The sequence below is a fragment of the Rhodopseudomonas sp. BR0M22 genome, assembly GCF_010907035.1.
GTDB lineage: Bacteria > Pseudomonadota > Alphaproteobacteria > Rhizobiales > Xanthobacteraceae > Rhodopseudomonas.
This window is the reverse complement of record NZ_QUMK01000064.1, coordinates 1-16,503: the sequence shown is the minus strand read 5'-3', so window position 1 is coordinate 16,503 and position 16,503 is coordinate 1. Positions and strand designations below refer to the sequence as shown.

At 65.7% G+C, this 16,503-nt stretch carries 16 protein-coding genes; 2 read left to right on the top strand and 14 right to left on the bottom strand.

Annotated features, from left to right (window positions below; genetic code table 11):
• Window positions 1-6 precede the first annotated feature (6 nt).
• Genes DY468_RS19050 through napE form a run of 5 tightly spaced genes read right to left on the bottom strand, consistent with a single transcriptional unit; the run spans window position 7 to window position 4,173 of the window.
• Entirely contained in the window at window positions 7-648 is a 642-nt protein-coding gene (locus DY468_RS19050; RefSeq protein ID WP_164606351.1) for a NapC/NirT family cytochrome c, read from the bottom strand.
• On the bottom strand, window positions 645-1,130 hold the full coding sequence (locus DY468_RS19045) for a nitrate reductase cytochrome c-type subunit (RefSeq protein ID WP_246701046.1): 486 nt from the start codon (window positions 1,128-1,130) through the stop codon (window positions 645-647). The genes DY468_RS19050 and DY468_RS19045 overlap by 4 nt, the downstream gene beginning before the upstream one ends.
• Window positions 1,131-1,135: 5 nt before the next feature.
• Window positions 1,136-3,640: a nitrate reductase catalytic subunit NapA gene (gene napA, locus DY468_RS19040; RefSeq protein WP_164606350.1), complete on the bottom strand. Its 2,505-nt coding sequence runs from the start codon at window positions 3,638-3,640 to the stop codon at window positions 1,136-1,138.
• 24 nt (window positions 3,641-3,664) lie between these two features.
• Window positions 3,665-3,979, bottom strand: coding sequence for a chaperone NapD (locus tag DY468_RS19035; RefSeq protein ID WP_164606349.1), 315 nt, complete (start codon window positions 3,977-3,979; stop codon window positions 3,665-3,667).
• A 20-nt stretch (window positions 3,980-3,999) separates the two neighbouring features.
• On the bottom strand, window positions 4,000-4,173 hold the full coding sequence (napE, locus tag DY468_RS19030) for a periplasmic nitrate reductase, NapE protein (RefSeq protein ID WP_164606348.1): 174 nt from the start codon (window positions 4,171-4,173) through the stop codon (window positions 4,000-4,002).
• A 166-nt stretch (window positions 4,174-4,339) separates the two neighbouring features.
• Between napE and DY468_RS24660 the strand changes: the two genes are divergently transcribed.
• A complete protein-coding gene (locus DY468_RS24660; protein WP_205512541.1) occupies window positions 4,340-4,495 on the top strand; it encodes a hypothetical protein in 156 nt (51 codons plus the stop codon).
• A 437-nt stretch (window positions 4,496-4,932) separates the two neighbouring features.
• Here DY468_RS24660 and flbD read toward each other — a convergent pair whose 3' ends face one another.
• From flbD to sciP, 6 genes are all read right to left on the bottom strand, one after another.
• Window positions 4,933-6,312 carry a sigma-54-dependent transcriptional regulator FlbD gene (gene flbD / locus DY468_RS19025; RefSeq protein ID WP_164606347.1) on the bottom strand — a complete coding sequence of 460 codons (1,380 nt, stop codon included), beginning with the start codon at window positions 6,310-6,312 and terminating at the stop codon, window positions 4,933-4,935.
• Window positions 6,313-6,359: 47 nt separating this feature from the next.
• Window positions 6,360-6,707, bottom strand: a complete 348-nt coding sequence (gene fliN / locus DY468_RS19020; RefSeq protein WP_164606346.1) for a flagellar motor switch protein FliN — start codon at window positions 6,705-6,707, stop codon at window positions 6,360-6,362.
• Between the two features lie 17 nt (window positions 6,708-6,724).
• Complete coding sequence (locus DY468_RS19015) at window positions 6,725-7,351, bottom strand: FliH/SctL family protein (RefSeq protein WP_164606345.1); 627 nt, start codon at window positions 7,349-7,351, stop codon at window positions 6,725-6,727.
• Complete coding sequence (gene fliG, locus DY468_RS19010) at window positions 7,351-8,439, bottom strand: flagellar motor switch protein FliG (RefSeq protein WP_164606344.1); 1,089 nt, start codon at window positions 8,437-8,439, stop codon at window positions 7,351-7,353. Before fliG ends, DY468_RS19015 begins: the two co-directional genes overlap by 1 nt.
• A gap of 6 nt (window positions 8,440-8,445) precedes the next feature.
• Complete coding sequence (gene fliF, locus DY468_RS19005; RefSeq protein WP_164606343.1) at window positions 8,446-10,053, bottom strand: flagellar basal-body MS-ring/collar protein FliF; 1,608 nt, start codon at window positions 10,051-10,053, stop codon at window positions 8,446-8,448.
• 199 nt (window positions 10,054-10,252) lie between these two features.
• Window positions 10,253-10,528 (bottom strand): CtrA inhibitor SciP, encoded by a 276-nt coding sequence (gene sciP / locus DY468_RS19000; RefSeq protein WP_011156827.1) that lies wholly within the window; start codon window positions 10,526-10,528, stop codon window positions 10,253-10,255.
• Between the two features lie 259 nt (window positions 10,529-10,787).
• On the opposite strand from sciP, the gene DY468_RS18995 reads away from it, so the two are divergent.
• Window positions 10,788-11,225 carry a hypothetical protein gene (locus tag DY468_RS18995; protein WP_349644298.1) on the top strand — a complete coding sequence of 146 codons (438 nt, stop codon included), beginning with the start codon at window positions 10,788-10,790 and terminating at the stop codon, window positions 11,223-11,225.
• Here DY468_RS18995 and DY468_RS18990 read toward each other — a convergent pair.
• The 3 genes from DY468_RS18990 to DY468_RS18980 form a co-directional block, all read right to left on the bottom strand.
• Complete coding sequence (locus DY468_RS18990) at window positions 11,197-12,792, bottom strand: FAD-binding oxidoreductase (RefSeq protein WP_164606342.1); 1,596 nt, start codon at window positions 12,790-12,792, stop codon at window positions 11,197-11,199. The two genes, DY468_RS18995 and DY468_RS18990, sit on opposite strands and share 29 nt — an antisense overlap.
• Before the next feature lie 96 nt (window positions 12,793-12,888).
• A complete protein-coding gene (locus tag DY468_RS18985; RefSeq protein WP_164606341.1) occupies window positions 12,889-13,797 on the bottom strand; it encodes a universal stress protein in 909 nt (302 codons plus the stop codon).
• 50 nt (window positions 13,798-13,847) lie between these two features.
• Window positions 13,848-16,503 (bottom strand): cation-transporting P-type ATPase (locus DY468_RS18980; RefSeq protein ID WP_164606340.1); only part of this gene is annotated, 2,656 nt, incomplete at its 5' end.

Below are 16,503 nucleotides of genomic sequence, written 5' to 3'. Positions count from 1 at the left end.
TGTCACCTACTGCCAGCCCGGCACACCGCGCATGTCCGGCAGGTGGTGAGCGATGCCCTTGTGGCAGTCGATACAGGTCTTTTCACCGTTGAACAGGTAGGCGGAATGGGCGACAGCGGCGCGCGGCGACTGCTTGGTGACGTCCATCGATTCGGTGCTGTGGCAGTTGCGACATTCCAGCGAATTATTCGCCTTGAATCGCGCCCATTCGTGCAGCGCCAGCTCCAGACGGCGGTCGGCGAACTTCTCGGGCGTATCGATCGAACCGAACAGATGCCCCCAGACCTCCTTCGAGGCCTGCATCTTGCGGCCGATCTTGTCGGTCCAATTGTGCGGCACATGGCAGTCCGGGCAGGTCGCACGCACGCCTGAGCGGTTGGAGAAGTGAATGGTGGACTTCAGCTCAGCGAATACATTGTCGCGCATCTCGTGACAGCCGGTGCAGAACTTCTCCGTGTTGGTCGCCTCCAGCGCGGTGTTGAAGCCGCCCCAGAACACCACGCCGGCGACGAAACCGGCGATCACCAGCGCCCCGAGGCTGAACACAGAACTCGGCCGGCTCAGCACATGCCACAGCTCCCGCAGAAACCCACGGCGGCCTTCGCGCGGCGCCCCGTGCGGCGCCGAAGACGGGTCAGTCGTCGTCATCGCCGCGCTCCCGGCGCCGCCGCATTCAGGAGCGAGTCGATATCGATGAAGTCGTTTTCGACGGGCGCCCGGACGACGTGCTGCGGCACATGGCATTGCGTGCAAAAGTAGCGCCGCGGCGACACCGTGGCGAGAAACTGCCCTTCTCGATCCATGAAGTGGGTGATGCTCAGCATCGGCGCTCGCGACTCGCCGGTGCGGGCGCGGGCGTGACAGCTCAGGCATTTGTTGCTGTTGAGGTCGATCTGATAACCGTCGGTGCTGTGCGGAATCACCGGCGGTTGCTCTGGATAGTTACGCACTTCGCGCTCGGCGGAATTCTTGAGCGGCGTGATCAGCGGAGCCGGTGCCACTTCGTCGAGCGGCGTGGTGCCGCGCAGCGGCGATGAAAGGGGCTCCGCGATCAGCGAGGTTGCGCTCGCGCTCACGACGACGGCCAGCGCAACGAAGAACCGGCGGACGCTTTTGAATCGGATCTTCATGGCGTTCACACCTTCTCGATGCGCACGGCGCATTTCTTGAAGTCGGTCTGCAGCGAGATCGGATCGGTGGCGTCCAGCGTCACCTTGTTGATCAGCTTGGACTCGTCGAACCACGGCACGAACACCAGGCCACGCGGGGGCCGGTCGCGACCGCGGGTCTCGACCCGCGCGCGGATGAAGCCACGCCGCGATTGCACCTTGACCTCGTCGCCGCGGTGCAGCTTCAGCGCCGATGCGTCGTCGGGGTGAATGAAGCAGACCGCTTCCGGGAACGCCTTGTAGAGTTCGGGCACCCGCCGCGTCATCGTGCCGGAATGCCAGTGCTCCAGCACGCGGCCGGTCGACAGCCAGAACGGATAGTCCGTATCCGGCGATTCCGCCGGCGGCTCGTAGGGCAGCGCGAAAATCCGGGCACGGCCATCCCTGTGGCCGTAAAACTGCACTCCGCTGCCACTGCCGACATAAGGATCGGAGCCCTCGCGAAACCGCCAGCGAGTCTCCTGACCGTTGACCACCGGCCAGCGCAGCCCACGCTCCTTGTGATACATATCGAACGGCGCGAGATCGTGGCCGTGGCCGCGGCCAAAACTGGCGTATTCCTCGAACAGCCCCTTCTGCACGTAGAAGCCGAACTCGTTGGATTCCTGATTGAGGTGGCCAGCTTCGAGATCCGACACCGGATATTTGTCGACCTGACCATTGCGATACAGCACGTCGTACAGAGTCTTTCCGCGAACCTCCGGCTTTTTGGCGATCAGGTCCTCGGGCCACACCTCCTCGACCGTGAAGCGCTTGGAGAACTCCATCAACTGCCACAGGTCGGAGCGAGAGTCGCCCGGCGCACTGACGAGTTGGTGCCAGAACTGGGTTCGGCGTTCGGCATTCCCGTAAGCGCCCTCCTTCTCCACCCACATGGCGGTCGGAAGGATCAAGTCGGCCGCGAGAGCAGTGACCGACGGATAGGCGTCCGACACCACGATGAAATTCTCGGGGTTGCGATAGCCGGGATAAGTCTCTTCGTTGGTGTTCGGACCGGCCTGCAGATTGTTGTTGACCTGAATCCAGTAGGCGTTGAGCTTGCCGTCCTTCAGCATCCGGCTCTGCAGCACGGCGTGATAGCCGGGCTTGTCCGGAATGGTGCCCTCCGGCAGCTTCCAAATCCGCTCGGCCACGTCGCGATGCGCCTTGTTGGTCACCACCATGTCGGCCGGCAGGCGGTGTGAGAAGGTGCCGACCTCGCGCGCGGTGCCGCAGGCCGACGGCTGACCGGTGAGCGAGAACGGACTGTTGCCGGGCTCTGAGATCTTTCCGGTCAGCAGGTGGATGTTGTAGACGAGGTTGTTGGCCCACACCCCGCGGGTGTGCTGATTGAAACCCATGGTCCAGAAGCTGGTGACCTTGACCTTCGGGTCGGCATACAGCTCGGCCATCGCCAGGATGCGCCCCGCCGGCACGCCGGACATCTGCGCGGCCTTCTCGATCGTGTAGTCCGAGACGAACTTGGCGTACTCCTCGAACGTCATGTCGGTGGAGTCGTTGGCTTTGGCGGCGCCGGTCGCCGCCTTCTGCAGCGGATGCTCCGGCCGCAGACCGTAGCCGATGTCGGTCTGGCCGCGCTTGAACACGGTGTGCTTGTCGACGAAATCGCGATTGACCCGGCCGGTGGTGATGATGTGGTTGGCGATGGCGTTGAGCAGATACAAATCGGTCTGCGGCTTGAACACCATGCCGATGTCGGCCAGCTCGAACGAGCGATGCTCGAAGGTCGACAGCACCGCGACCTTGACGTGCGGCGCCGACAGCCGCCGGTCGGTGACGCGCGTCCACAGCAGCGGATGCATCTCCGCCATGTTGGAGCCCCACAGCACGAACGCGTCGGCGGCCTCGATGTCGTCGTAACACCCCATCGGCTCGTCGATGCCGAAGGTCCGCATCATGCCCGCCACCGCGGAGGCCATGCAGTGCCGCGCGTTTGGATCAATGTTGTTGGAGCGGAAGCCGGCCTTGAACAGCTTCGACGCGGCATAGCCTTCCCACACCGTCCACTGCCCGGAGCCGAACATGCCGACTCCGCTCGGGCCGCGCTTCTTCAGCGCCGACTTGAATTTCTCGGCCATGACGTCGAACGCCTCGGTCCACGACACCGGGGTGAACTCGCCGTTCTTGTCGTACACGCCGTTCGTCTTGCGCAGCATCGGCTGCGTCAGGCGATCGTGGCCGTACATGATCTTCGAAAGGAAGTAGCCCTTCACGCAGTTGAGGCCGCGATTGACCTCCGACTTGGAGTCGCCGTGGGTAGCGACGACGCGTCCGTCCTTGGTGGCGACCATCACACTGCAGCCGGTGCCGCAGAAGCGGCACGCCGCCTTGTCCCATTTCAGTTCGGAGCTGGACCGCTCGGTGACGAGGTTGGCGGCGGCGGCGGGCAGCGTCACCCCGCCGGCGAGCGCCGCCATCGCGGCGGCTTCGAGTTTCAGCACCTGGCGGCGATCGAGTTTGGTCGTGCTCATCAGTCTGTCCTTCGGTCGCGGTGCTTAGTTGGCCTCGAGGGCGTGAAACACCAGCGAGGCGGCATACACATCCGGCAGCAGCGAGATGGTCGTGAGGCGCTCGCCGATCTGACCGGCGGACGGTGCATCGATCACCACGACGAGCTTGCCGCGCGGATCGCGACCGTGAACTTCGCAGCCATCGAGCGCGACGATCGCGGCTTCGACTTCGGCGAGCCGGTCCGGCCGCGCCTGAACCAGAATGCTGGCGATCTCGCCCCCGGGTGGCCTGACCACCGGATCCGGATTGGCGAGCCGGCCGGCGAACAGCGACCGGCGATCGATGGTGTGCTGGGTCATGGTCGATGCTCCAATCGATTTCAGTGGGTCGGGGGCCCGGCGATGCTCTGATAGATCCACACGCCGAGGCCGTAGCTGCCGACAGCGCCGACCGCGAGTGCGGGCATCAGCACGAAGGTGAGGAACACGAAGGCGAAGATCTCCATGCGCCGACGGCGCATGCGATCGCCGCCGCCTTGGCGGTGAGCCGACATGATGAATCTCGGGGGAAGGGATAAGGATGGCCGGCATCGGGGCCGGTGCCCGGCGGTAAAATGCTCTGTTCAGGCAAGGACGGCTTGAGCTAGATCAAACATCCGCGCGTTCGTCGGCTTCGTCGGCAATCTTGCAGGACTGTCCGGCCGCACCTATGACAACGACATGAAGAGACTGGCGATCTGGGCATTTTATGGGGTCGGTGCGCTCGCCTGCGCTTATCTGGCCCTATATGCTTATTCGGTGCTGACGGCGCCGAAGCTGACACCGGGTGACCCGATCCGAATCTTCCGTAACCCGGACGCACCGAAATACTCGTGAGCATCGCGCGACGCCGGCGCGCGTGACCTCTTCCTGCACGGGCAAGCGAGCAAGCTGCTCGCCGACGAGGAACGGCCGCGCCTCATTGCGGACGGCGCGTCTTCGATCTTGATACTTCGCGCGAGCTTATTGCCGTCATTCCGAGGCGCGCTGGAGCACGCCCCCAAATCCATCCCCCTGACGTCTGCATGAAAAGACGCAGCCGCCGCTTATCGACATCGGCCCTGTTGGATCGCGATTCTGGACTTGCGTGCCATCGGGGACGACGGACAGGGGGCCGGTCACTCCAGGCTCGTGCCTGCGGCGGTCACAAGAATAACGGAGCTTGAAGTTGCCCGCTCCGCCCCGCCTCCTTTCAGGAGGAGGGGCGGAGGAGAGACCTTTCCAGAGGGGACCGGAGGACTCTCTTCAGGGCGAGACAGGACGCTGCGCGGCGCTCAGGCGGTCTGCACGAAGGCGCGCGGTTCGCCGCCACCGGCGGGCGGGATCGGCAGGCCGCCGTCGGCATATTCGTTGAGCTTGTTGCGCAGCGTGCGGATCGAGATGCCGAGGATGTTGGCAGCGTGGGTGCGGTTGCCGAGGCAGTGCTTCAGCGTCTCCAGAATCAGATCGCGTTCGACGTCGGCGACAGTGCGGCCGACCAGCGCGCGGGTGACCTGCTCGGCGGCGAAAGTGGCGTGCGCCACCGCCGCAGGCGTCTTCGCCTGATCGAGCCGATCGCCATCGGGCGTGATGATCGCCTCGGGACCGATCTCGTCGCCCTGCGCCATCAGCACCGAGCGATGGATGGTGTTCTCCAGTTCGCGGACATTGCCCGGCCAGCGATTGGTGGTGAGCACGCGGCGCGCTTCCGCCGACAACGGACGGAGCGGCACGCCGTTGGCGTCGGCGTATTTCTTGGCGAAGTGCTGCGCCAGCTCGAGGATGTCGGCCGGCCGCTCGCGCAGCGGCGGAATCTTCAGATTGACGACGTTGAGCCGGAACAGCAGATCCTCGCGGAACGTACCTTCGCGCACCGCTTCGGACAGATTGCGATTGGAGGTGGCGAGGATGCGGATGTCGACCGGCACCGGATTCTTGCCGCCGACGCGGTCGATCACCCGTTCCTGAATTGCGCGCAGCAGCTTGGATTGCAGCCGCACATCCATCTCGGAGATTTCGTCGAGCAGCAGCGTACCGCCAGTGGCTTCCTCGAATTTGCCGATGCGGCGCGCCACCGCGCCGGTGAAGGCCCCCTTCTCGTGACCGAACAGTTCGGACTCGAGCAGATGCTCGGGGATTGCTGCGCAGTTGATGCTGATGAACGGCTTCTTGGCGCGGTTCGAACGGCTGTGGACGTAGCGCGCCAGCACCTCCTTGCCGGTGCCGCTCTCGCCTGTAATCATCACCGAGGCGTCGGAAGCGGCGATTTGCTGTGCCAGCTTCACCACCTTCGCCATCGCGTCGTCGCGATACACCAGTTCGCGGGAATCGTTGGCCACCGCAGCCAGCACCGCAGCGATCAGCTCCGGATCCGGCGGCAGCGGGATGTACTCCTTGGCGCCGGCGTGGATCGCGGCGACCGCGGCGCGGGCATCGGAGGCAATGCCGCAGGCGACGATCGGCACATGGATGTGCTCGGCTTCCAGCCGCATCACCAGATCGCGAATATCGAGCGCGACATCGACCAGCAGCAGGTCGGCGCCCTTGCCGCCGCGCAGTACCCGCATCGCCTGTTCGTTGTCGTCGGCGTGGGTGACCGACGCGCCGTTGTCGATCGCGATCTTGGTCGCGGTGGTGAGCTGGCCCTTCAGGGTGCCGACAATGAGAAGCCGCATGGGTTGCTCCTGGATATCCTTCCGCGCGAAATCCGCGCGCTTCGCGTTTAGGTGTCCGCCTTGATGATTTCCGTCATGGTGACGCCGAGCTTGTCCTCGACCAGCACGACTTCACCGCGCGCCACCAGACGGTTGTTCACATAGATGTCGATCGCCTCGCCGACGCGGCGATCGAGCTCCAGCACCGCGCCGGGCCCCAGCTTGAGCAGCTCGCCGACGTCCATCTTCGACCGGCCGAGCACAGCCGAGACCTGCACCGGGACGTCGAACACCGCCTCGAGGTCGGCGGCAACGCGCGAGATTTGTTCGTCGTCCTGATAGCCGACGTCGGCCAGGGGCGGCGAGTCGGTGCCGTTGAGGTCGGGAAGCGGCACCTGGCCGTCATTGTCACCCATGTCTCACCTTCCTCTTGTTATCGGCCGCTGTTGCGGGTCGCCATGTAGCGGCCCACCAATTCGTCGATCTTGGCCTCGATCGTGGCGCGCTCCAGCACCACGCCGCCGTCGGCCCATTCGATCTTGCAGTCACCACCGGCGATTTCCGGATCGGCCAGCAAAACCAGACGGCCGGCGAAGCCGCTCTGCTTGGCGAGCAGCTCGATGCGTTCGCGCGCGGCCTCGTACAGCGCGTCGTTGATCCGCACCACCAGATGCGGCGTCGCCACCAAGTGACGGAAACAATCGCCGACCAGCGCGGTGATCTCGGCGAGCGGCTCGGCGGCGATCAGCTCGCCACACAATTTGCGCGCGGCGGAGATCGCGACTTCGACCGCCTCGGTCTCCATCCGGGTTTCGACACCGCCGATCCCGCTGGCAATGACGTGCATCGCCTGTGCGATCTGCTCCAGCGCCATCGCGCTGCGCCGCTGCGCCTCGACCACGGCCTCGTTCTGACCGGCGGCGAATCCGTTCTGATAGCCGCGCTGCTCGGCGGCGGCGACAGCCTGCGCCAGCTCGGCGGCCCCGATCGTATTCTCGCTGGCCTTTTCCGGTGCCCCGAAATCGTCGTTGAACAGGAATTTCTGCGCGGGAGCTGCCATCAGTACACCAATTCGTCGTCAGCGCGGTTCTTGGTCAGCACGATCTCACCCTTGGCGGCGAGATCCTTGGCGAGATTGACGAGCAGCGCCTGTGCTTCATCGACATCGCGCAGTCGCACCGGACCGAGTGCGGCCATGTCGTCGAGCAGCATCTTGCCGGCGCGCGACGACATGTTGCCGAGGAAGAAGCCGCGGACCTCCTCGTTGGCGCTCTTCAGCGCGATCGCCAGCTTGTCCTTGTCGATGTTGCGCATCAGCGTCTGCGCCGAGCCGGCGTCGAGCTTGACCAGATCGTCGAAGGTGAACATCAGCGCCTTGATGCGCTCGGCGGACTCGCGGTTGTCCTCTTCCAGCGAGGTGATGAAGCGGGTCTCGGTCTGGCGGTCGAAATTGTTGAAGATCTCCGCCATCACCTCGTGGGCGTCGCGGCGGCGGGTCTGCGACAGGTTCGACATGAATTCGGAGCGCAGCGTCTTCTCGACGCTCTCGATCACTTCCTTCTGCACCGACTCCATCCGCAGCATGCGGTTGATGACGTCGAGCGCCATATCCTCGGGCAGGATCGCCAGCACCTTGGCGGCGTGCTCCGGCTTCAGCTTCGACAGCACCACAGCGGTGGTCTGCGGGTACTCGTTCTTCAGATAGTTGGCGAGCACCTCTTCGGAGACGTTGGAGAGCTTCTCCCACATGTTGCGGCCGGCGGGACCGCGGATTTCTTCCATGATGCCCGAGACGCGGTCGGCCGGCAGATATCTCTGCAGCAGCCGCTCGGTGGCGTCGTAGTTGCCCATCAGCGCGCCGGACGCCGACATTCGCGACACGAATTCGAGCAGCAGATCCTCGACGGTTTCCGGCTCGATGGTGCCGAGCGTCGACATCACCGAGGACAGCTCGCGCACTTCGTCGTCGTCGAGCAGGCTCCAGATCTTGCCGCCATATTGTTCGCCGAGCGCCAGCATCAGGATCGCGGCGCGCTTCGGCCCGCTGAGCGGCTTGCTCGGCGGCCGGCCGCTCTGACGCTGCGCCAACGTCGCGACGACGGTGGCGATGTCATCCTGACTGGTTGCTGGGACGGAGGCGTCGGCCATGGCGGATTAAGCGGCGGGTTCGGCCAGCCATTGACGGACAATGGCGGCGGTTTCGTTGGGATTGCGTTCGGCGAGTTCGCCGACCCGATGGACGGACTGGGCGTGGACCTGGCCCTGCACTTGGGCGATGTCGATCATGTTGGGCGCCCCCGGCTGACCATCGGCGCCGATCTGCGGCACGGTGCCGTCGGCCAGCGCCGGCAGGCCGCCCGGCGTTTCCGGCGTCGGGTCGGCGGCGAGGATGCGCTTCATCAGCGGACGGATCACCATGAACAGCACCACCAGACCGAGCAGGAACATCACCCCGAGCTGAATCATGTTCATGATGTCGTCCTTGGTGAACTGGAACATGCCGAGCAGCCCGGCCGGCTCCGGCAGCTTCTCGATCTGCGGCGCCTCGGCGAACTTCAGATTGACCACTTCGACCTGATCGCCGCGCTTCTGTTCGAAGCCGATCGCCGAACGCACCAGCGTGGCGATGCGGTCGAGCTGCTCCTTCGGCCGCTCGGCATAGACCAGCTCGCCCTTGTCGTTCGGGGTGTAGATGCCGTCGACCAGCACCGCGACCGACAGCCGGTTGACGCGGCCGGCTTCGGTGACCTCGGTCTTGGTGGTGCGGGAGATCTCGTAATTGTTGGTCTCTTCCGACTTCTTGCTGACGTCGCGCGGACCGGCGGTCTGGCCTTGATTGTTGCCCGGCAGCTCGTTGTTCACGGTGACCTGACCGTCTGCCGCGGAGGTCGCGGCTGATTCTTCACGGGTCTGGCTCGACCGCAGCACGCGGCCTTCGGGATCGAACTTGTCGGAGGTCTGGGTGATCTTGTTGTAGTCGAAATCGGCCGAGACTTGGACGCGGGCACGACCGGCGCCGACCACCGAGGAGACGATGCCCTCGATCTGGCTACGCAGCCGCTTTTCGAACGCGGCACGGCGTTCGTCGCTGGTGGCGCCTTCTGCGGCCTCGCCGCTGGCCGATCCATCCGCCAAGAGCTGCCCGGCCTCGTCGACGATCGACACCCGCTGCGGCTTCAAACCATTGACGGCCGACGCGACCAGATGTCGGATGGCCCGGACCTGCTGTGGCTCCAGCGCGCCGCGCACGCGCAGCACGATCGAGGCCGACGGCTCCGGCGCCTCGCGCGCGAACAGCGGACGCTCCGGCAACACCAGATGCACCCGCGCCGCCTGCACCCGGTCGATCGCCCGGATGGTGCGCGACAGCTCGCCTTCGAGCGCGCGGAGATGGTTGATGTTCTGAACGAAGCTGGTGGTGCCGAGCGCGTCCGACTTGTCGAAGATCTCGTAGCCGACGCCGCCGCCCTTCGGCAGGCCGCCTTCGGCGAGCTTCATCCGCAGCCGCGTCACTTTGTCCCGCGGCACCATCAGAATCGCGCCGTCGTTGCGCACCTCGTAGGGAATCGCCTGGCGCTCCAGCTCCTTGATGATGCTGGAGGAGTCTTCCATGCTGAGGTCGGTGTACAGCGTCGTCATCTGCGGCTGCGACACCCGCATGATGACGAAGGCGAAGAAGCCGAGCAGTGCAACCGTGACGGCGATCATCGCCATCAGCCGCGCGGCTCCCAAGCCTTTCAGGAAACTCAACAGATTCTGCAAGGACCAGCCCCTCGGATGCACGGCGCGACCGACCGGCGGATCAGCCTCTCCGCACGGCTAGGCAAATCTTGCCTATGGGATGGTTTCCATATGGTTAACGAATCTTAACGGACCGCAAAAACCCTTGAAAATGCTGAAAGCCGGCTTCCCGAAATGGGGCCGGCTTTCGTCAAATCGTCAAAATCTGGAAACGATTGATTTACTGGCGATATTGCTGGATTCGGGTGGTGCGCAGACCGGCCAGACCGTGATGGTCGATCGAGAACTGCCAAGACAGGAACTCGTCCACCGTCAGGGTGTATCGGCTGCACGCCTCTTCGAGGGAGAGCAGACCGCCTCGGACAGCGGCGACGACTTCGGCCTTCCGGCGGATGACCCAGCGCTTGGTGCCGGGTGCAGGCAGGTCGGCGATCGTCAATGGGCTTCCATCGGGCCCGATCACGTATTTTACCCTCGGGCGGTGGGGCTCTGTCATGGCGTACTCACAACTCGCAAAGCACTCAACTCACAGGAATAACCTAGGTGGTCCGGCTTAAAATTTGCCTAAGCGATCTGCAGGATCGCTGCGATCGGTGTTAGTAAAGCGGTAACGATTGGCACCGCGCCTGAGGCGATTACGTGGTCGGGCGACGAGCCACAGGTTGGGCTTTCAGAGCGCCGTTCGATCGTTTAGTGCTGAACCCATGAGTGACGATATCGCGCCGGCAACGATGCCCACGAACGACTCATCATCCGTGACCGTGCCGCCTGTCGCGACAGCCGGCCAAAGTCTGCATGCGGTCGCACTCGACGACGAAACGCTGGGCGCGGTCGATCGATGGGCAGCGCGGCGAGGGCTGTCGCGGGCCGAAGCGCTCGGCCGGCTGATCGAGATCGGCATCGGCGCTGCGCCCGGCGCACGCCCCTCGCAGGCGATCGCACCCGACCGCGCATTCGAACTGGCGACATCGCAAGTTTACGCGCTGATCGATCCGGACGCGCCACTCGAAGAGCGCGACCGGCGTGTCGCGCGACTGACCGAAGGACCGCCGGAATTCGTCGCGGCACGGGTCGATCTGCCGCGCCGCCGCGCCACCGATCTGTTATCGCCCGACGATCCGGCTGTGTGCCAGCCGGTCGCACCCGGCACGCCCCAGCGCCGTGCTACGGATCGATCAGCACTCCCGGATTGAGCATCGCGGCCGGATCGAGCTCGCGTTTGGCGGCGCGTAGCGCGGCGGCGAACAGCTCGGGGCGCTGGCGGTCGTACCACTTGCGATGATCGCGCCCGACGGCGTGGTGATGGGTGATGGTGCCGCCGGCAGCGATCAACGCATCGCTCGCCGCATCCTTGATCGCCTGCCATTGCTCGAGCAGCTCGCCGTGCCGGCCGAGCGCATGAAACGAGAAATACGGCGCGGGCCCGTCCGGATACACATGGGTGAAGCGGCAGGTGACTTCGCCTTTGACTCCGGTCGCATCCAGAATCGCACGTTCGGTCGCGGCCTTGACGCTGTCGTGGAAGCTCTCGAACCGCTCCCAGGTAATCGACGTCTCGAACGTGTCGTTGATCAGCCCGGCGGGGGTGAGGAATTCGCGCGCGTAAGGCATCCGGATGAAAGCGTTGCGCCACAATCCCGCGGCACCTTCGAGATGCGCCGACGACGCCTCGGCTTCCTCCTTGGTGCCGCCGTGATCGGCGCAGCATTCCAGTGCCCGCGCCATCCACGGCTCGACCGGATGATCGCCGCTCTCGAACGCCAGCACCATGATGGCCACACTGCCGTCGGCGGCACCGGTGTTGTAGGCCTCGGCGGGATCGAGGATCCGGCAATTCGACGGATAGAGCCCGGCCTGCGCCACCGCGCGAACCGCGCGCGCCGCAGCGAAGAAGCTCGGGAAGCGCACCGAGGCGCCGGCACGATACGTGGGGCGTGCCTGCAGCCGCATCCACGCCGCCGAGATCACGCCCAGGATGCCTTCGGAGCCGATGAACATCCGGTCCGGGCTCGGGCCGGCGCCAGAGCCCGGCAGCCGCCGCGTTTCGACCACGCCGCGCGGCGTCACCACGCGGAGGCTTTCGACGAAATCGTCGATGTGAGTGTAGAGGCTGGCGAAGTGACCGCCGGAGCGGGTCGCGATCCAGCCGCCGAGCGTGGAGTATTCGAAGCTCTGCGGAAAGTGCCGCAGCGTGACATTGTGCGGCTTGAGCTGCGCCTCCAGCGCCGGGCCGAACGCGCCGCCCTCGATCAGCGCCGCGCGCGAGGTGGCATCGACTTCCAGCACTTGGCCCAGATGGCGCAGATCCAGCGTCACCGCCGCCTTGTAGCGACCGCCGTCGACCCGGCATTCGACGCCGCCGCACACCGACGAGCCGCCGCCGAACGGCGTCAGCGCCGCCCCGGCGCCGCCGGCCCAATCCATCACCGCGGCGATCTCCGCCTCGTTTCGCGGATAGGCGACGACATCGGGAGCCGCGTCGTAATCGCCGAGCATGCCGCGGACGTAGTCCGGATAGGATTTTCCGTAGGCGTGGGCGGCGCGGTGATAGGTGTCGACCGCGCAGATTTCCGAGAGCGACTTTGGCGGCACGATCCGCGGTTCGTGCAGCGTGACATCGTCGAGCTTGGCGACTTCGACGGTCTCGAAACTGTCGCAGCCGAACTTCGCCTGATAACGGCCGAGCACGAATGCCTGCTCGGCCTCGGTCATGCCCTCGCCTTCTCGACCCCAGCCGTAATGCTTCAGCCGCGCGCCCATCGTCGACCTCCCGGTTGTTTGCCGGCGAGGTTCCGATGCCGCGCCGATCGGCGGCTAGTGTGGCGGGCAATACCGAGGCCGGCAAGCCGGCTCGCATTATCCCGTGGTACTATCGCGAACCGGCACCACCAGGATATCGCGCTGCAGTCGGCGCAGCACCTCCTCGGTCACGCTGCTCAGCAATAGCCGCACCGCACCACGCCGCGCATGCGTGCCGATCACCACCAAATCCGGGCGCAGCTCGGTGGCGGCGTCGATAATATCGGTGGCAGGGGCGGCACCTTCTCTGACCACGGTCGAATAGTCGACATCGTCGAGCCGCAGCGGTTCGAGGAAACGCACCAGATCGCGCACCGCGTCGGTACGGGTATCGACCAAGTAATCGTCGAGGCTGGTCTTGTCGACGCCGGCATAATTCAGCATCCCGGCCGCAGCGGCATCATAGACGTGCATGACGATCAGGCGCGTGCGTTGCAGCAGGCCGAGCCGGCGCGCGGTTGCGAGCGCCTGGGCCGAGCATTCGCTCAGATCGACAGGCGCCAGGCTCTTCGCATAAGGCAGCGCCGGATCGACATTGGCCATCAGCACCGGCACTGAACTGTTACGGATCACCCGTTCGGCGGTCGTGCCGGCGAAGATGTCGCGCAGGAACGCGCGGCGGTGACTGCCGACGACGCACAGATCGGCGCCCTGCTGCTGCGCAGCACGGACGATGGCGTCGAACGGCGTGCCCAGCACCACCAGCGGCGTACAGTCCAGGCCGGCCAGATAGCCGTGTTCGCGGATTGCGTCCGCGAGCGCGGTCTCGGCGAGTTCGACCTCCACCGCGACGATGTGTTCGGGCTGGTCGTCGTCGACCACATGGGTGATCACCAGCCGCGCGCCGCTCTGCCGGGCGAGCGCCGCCGCGCGGCGCACCGCGCGTTCGGAGCGCGCAGAGAAATCCGTGGCGGCAAGCACCACCTTCAGGCCGGACATCGTATCGGGACGGGGCAGTTCGTTCATCATGAACCTCGTCGTTGGGATGAGTGGATGCGACGACGCGAAAATGCCGATTACGGCTCGAGGCGGCGCAGTGCACCGATCTTGCGCATCACCAGCTTTTCCAGCTCGAGCACGATCATCAGCACCACGCCGGCGCCGATCACCACCGCACCGTCGACCAGCGAGAGCGGCGTGGTGTCGAACAGGCTGTGCATGAACGGTGCATAGGTGAAGGCAAGCTGGGCGGCGACCACCACGACCAGTGCCGCCAGCACCGGCACGGTGCCGAGCGCGCCGCGCAGCGAGATCGAGCTGGCGTGCAGGTAGCGGACGTTGAACAGATAGAAGATCTCGAACACCACGATCGCATTGACCACCATGGTGCGCGCGGTCTCGAGCGGCAGCCCCTTGCCGAGCGCAAAGAAGAAAATCGCCAGCGCGCCGGCTGTAAACAGGAACGAGACGAAGAAAATCCGCCACACCAGGAAGCGCGACAGCAGCGGCGCGTGGGCGGGGCGCGGCGGGCGCTTCATCACGCCGGGCTCCGGCGGCTCGAACGCCAGCACCAGGCCGAGCGTGACCGTGAGAATCAGGTTGATCCACAGGATCTGGACCGGCGTCATCGGCATGGTGAAGCCGATCAGGATCGCCATGATGACGGTGAAGACCTCGCCGCCATTGGTCGGGATGGTCCAGGCAATGACTTTGCGGATGTTGTCGTAGACCGTGCGGCCTTCCTGCACGGCGGCGACGATCGAGACGAAATTGTCGTCCAGCAGCACCACCTGGGACGCTTCCTTGGCGGTCTCGGTGCCCTTGTGGCCCATCGCGATGCCGACATCGGCCTGCTTCAGCGCCGGCGCATCGTTGACGCCGTCGCCGGTCATCGCCACCACCGCGCCGGTGGACTGCAGCGCCTGGACGATCCGCAGCTTGTGCTCCGGATTGGTGCGGGCGAACACATCGGTACGGCGGGCCAGCTCGACGAAGCCGGAGTCAGGTGTGCGGTCGAGTTCGGCGCCGGTGACGACGTCGGGATGATCGGTCAGATCGAGTTGCCGCGCAATCGCCTCAGCGGTCGCGGCGTGGTCGCCGGTGATCATCTTGACGACGATGCCGGCGGATCGGCATTCGGCGATCGCCCGGATCACTTCGTCGCGCGGCGGATCGATGAAGCCGACGATCCCCATGAACGACAGCCCTTCGTCGAGATCGGCGAAGCCGAGCTGATCGGACGGGCGCGCCGGCGAGCGCAGCGCGAAGCCGAGCACGCGCTCGCCTTCGGCCGCGGCGCGCGCAATCTGCGCAGTCCAGAATTCGGGATCGATTGGATGCAGCGCGCCGCCCGGACCGACCTGGGTGGCGCACATGCCCAGCAGCCGTTCCGGCGCGCCCTTGACGAAGATCACCTGCGCGCCGGATTCGGTAGCGTGGCGGGTCGCCATGAAGCGGTGCTGCGCGTCGAACGGGATTTCATCGGAGCGCTTCCACGCCGCCCTCTCGCCTTCCGGATCGAGCCCGGCCTTGATCGCGAGTGCGACCAGCGCGCCCTCCATCGGATCGCCATCGACGACGTGGTGGCCGTCGACCTGGCGAAGCTGCGCGTCGTTGCACAGCAGCGCGGAGCGGATCAGTTGCATCGCCGACGCCACTGCTTCGGGAGCAGCCCGGCCGTCGACCGTCAGTTCGCCCTTCGGCACATAGCCGGAGCCGCTGACCAGGATGGTATGGTCGGCGGTGACGATGCGGCGGGCGGTCATCTCGTTGCGCGTCAGCGTGCCGGTCTTGTCCGAACAGATCACCGAGGTGGCGCCGAGCGTCTCCACCGCCGGCAGCCGGCGGATGATGGCGTTGCGCCGCGCCATCCGCTGCACCCCGATCGCCAGCGTAATGGTGATCACGGCAGGCAGCCCCTCCGGCACCACACCGACCGCGAGCGCCACCACGGCGATCAGCGCATCCGGCCACGCATAGTCCCGCACCAGCACGGCGAAGGCGAAGATCGCGGCGGCGGCCGAGATCGCCACCCAGGTGAAGCGTTCGCCGAAGGTGTTGATCTGCGCCAGCAGCGGCGTGGTGAGCTGCTCGACGCCCTGAATCATCGTGCTGATGCGCCCAATCTCGGTGCGGGCACCGGTGGCGACCACGACGCCGAAGCCCTGCCCCGCCGACACCAGCGTGCCGGAGAACGCCATGCACAGCCGGTCCCCGAGCGGCGCATCGGGCGCCGTCGGCTGGTCGTGCTTTTCGGAGGCGACCGACTCGCCGGTCAGCATCGCCTCGTCGATCAACAGGCCGCGAGCGCGGGTGAGGCGCAGATCGGCCGGTACGCGATCGCCGGCCTCGATCATCACCACGTCGCCGGGCACCAGCTCCTCGGCAGGCACGACAACGCGGTGACCGTCGCGCCAGGCATGGGCGCGCGGCGAGATCATCTTCTTGATCGCCGCCAGCGCCTTCTCGGCTTTGTCTTCCTGGATGTAGCCGACGATCGCGTTGATCGTCACCACCGCGACGATCACCGCGGCGTCGATCTGGTGGCCGAGGAACGCTGCGGCGACGGCAGCCGCCAGCAGGAAGTAGATCAGCGTGTTGTTGAACTGCGCCAGAAACCGCAGAATCGCCGAGCGCCGCGGCGGCTCCGGCAGCGCGTTCGGCCCGTAGCTCTGCAGCCGACGCTTGGCCTCATCGGCGCCGAGGCCGCCGCGGCTGGTAGCAAGAGCGGCG

What these genes read in the sequence shown, in the direction of transcription:
- DY468_RS19050 (WP_164606351.1), bottom strand. Translation starts at nt 648, where the DNA reads ATGACGACGACTGACCCGTCTTCGGCGCCGCACGGGGCGCCGCGCGAA.
- DY468_RS19045 (WP_246701046.1), bottom strand. Translation starts at nt 1,130, where the DNA reads ATGAAGATCCGATTCAAAAGCGTCCGCCGGTTCTTCGTTGCGCTGGCC.
- napA (WP_164606350.1), bottom strand. Translation starts at nt 3,640, where the DNA reads ATGAGCACGACCAAACTCGATCGCCGCCAGGTGCTGAAACTCGAAGCC.
- DY468_RS19035 (WP_164606349.1), bottom strand. Translation starts at nt 3,979, where the DNA reads ATGACCCAGCACACCATCGATCGCCGGTCGCTGTTCGCCGGCCGGCTC.
- napE (WP_164606348.1), bottom strand. Translation starts at nt 4,173, where the DNA reads ATGTCGGCTCACCGCCAAGGCGGCGGCGATCGCATGCGCCGTCGGCGC.
- DY468_RS24660 (WP_205512541.1), top strand. Translation starts at nt 4,340, where the DNA reads ATGAAGAGACTGGCGATCTGGGCATTTTATGGGGTCGGTGCGCTCGCC.
- flbD (WP_164606347.1), bottom strand. Translation starts at nt 6,312, where the DNA reads ATGCGGCTTCTCATTGTCGGCACCCTGAAGGGCCAGCTCACCACCGCG.
- fliN (WP_164606346.1), bottom strand. Translation starts at nt 6,707, where the DNA reads ATGGGTGACAATGACGGCCAGGTGCCGCTTCCCGACCTCAACGGCACC.
- DY468_RS19015 (WP_164606345.1), bottom strand. Translation starts at nt 7,351, where the DNA reads ATGGCAGCTCCCGCGCAGAAATTCCTGTTCAACGACGATTTCGGGGCA.
- fliG (WP_164606344.1), bottom strand. Translation starts at nt 8,439, where the DNA reads ATGGCCGACGCCTCCGTCCCAGCAACCAGTCAGGATGACATCGCCACC.
- sciP (WP_011156827.1), bottom strand. Translation starts at nt 10,528, where the DNA reads ATGACAGAGCCCCACCGCCCGAGGGTAAAATACGTGATCGGGCCCGAT.
- DY468_RS18990 (WP_164606342.1), bottom strand. Translation starts at nt 12,792, where the DNA reads ATGGGCGCGCGGCTGAAGCATTACGGCTGGGGTCGAGAAGGCGAGGGC.
- DY468_RS18985 (WP_164606341.1), bottom strand. Translation starts at nt 13,797, where the DNA reads ATGAACGAACTGCCCCGTCCCGATACGATGTCCGGCCTGAAGGTGGTG.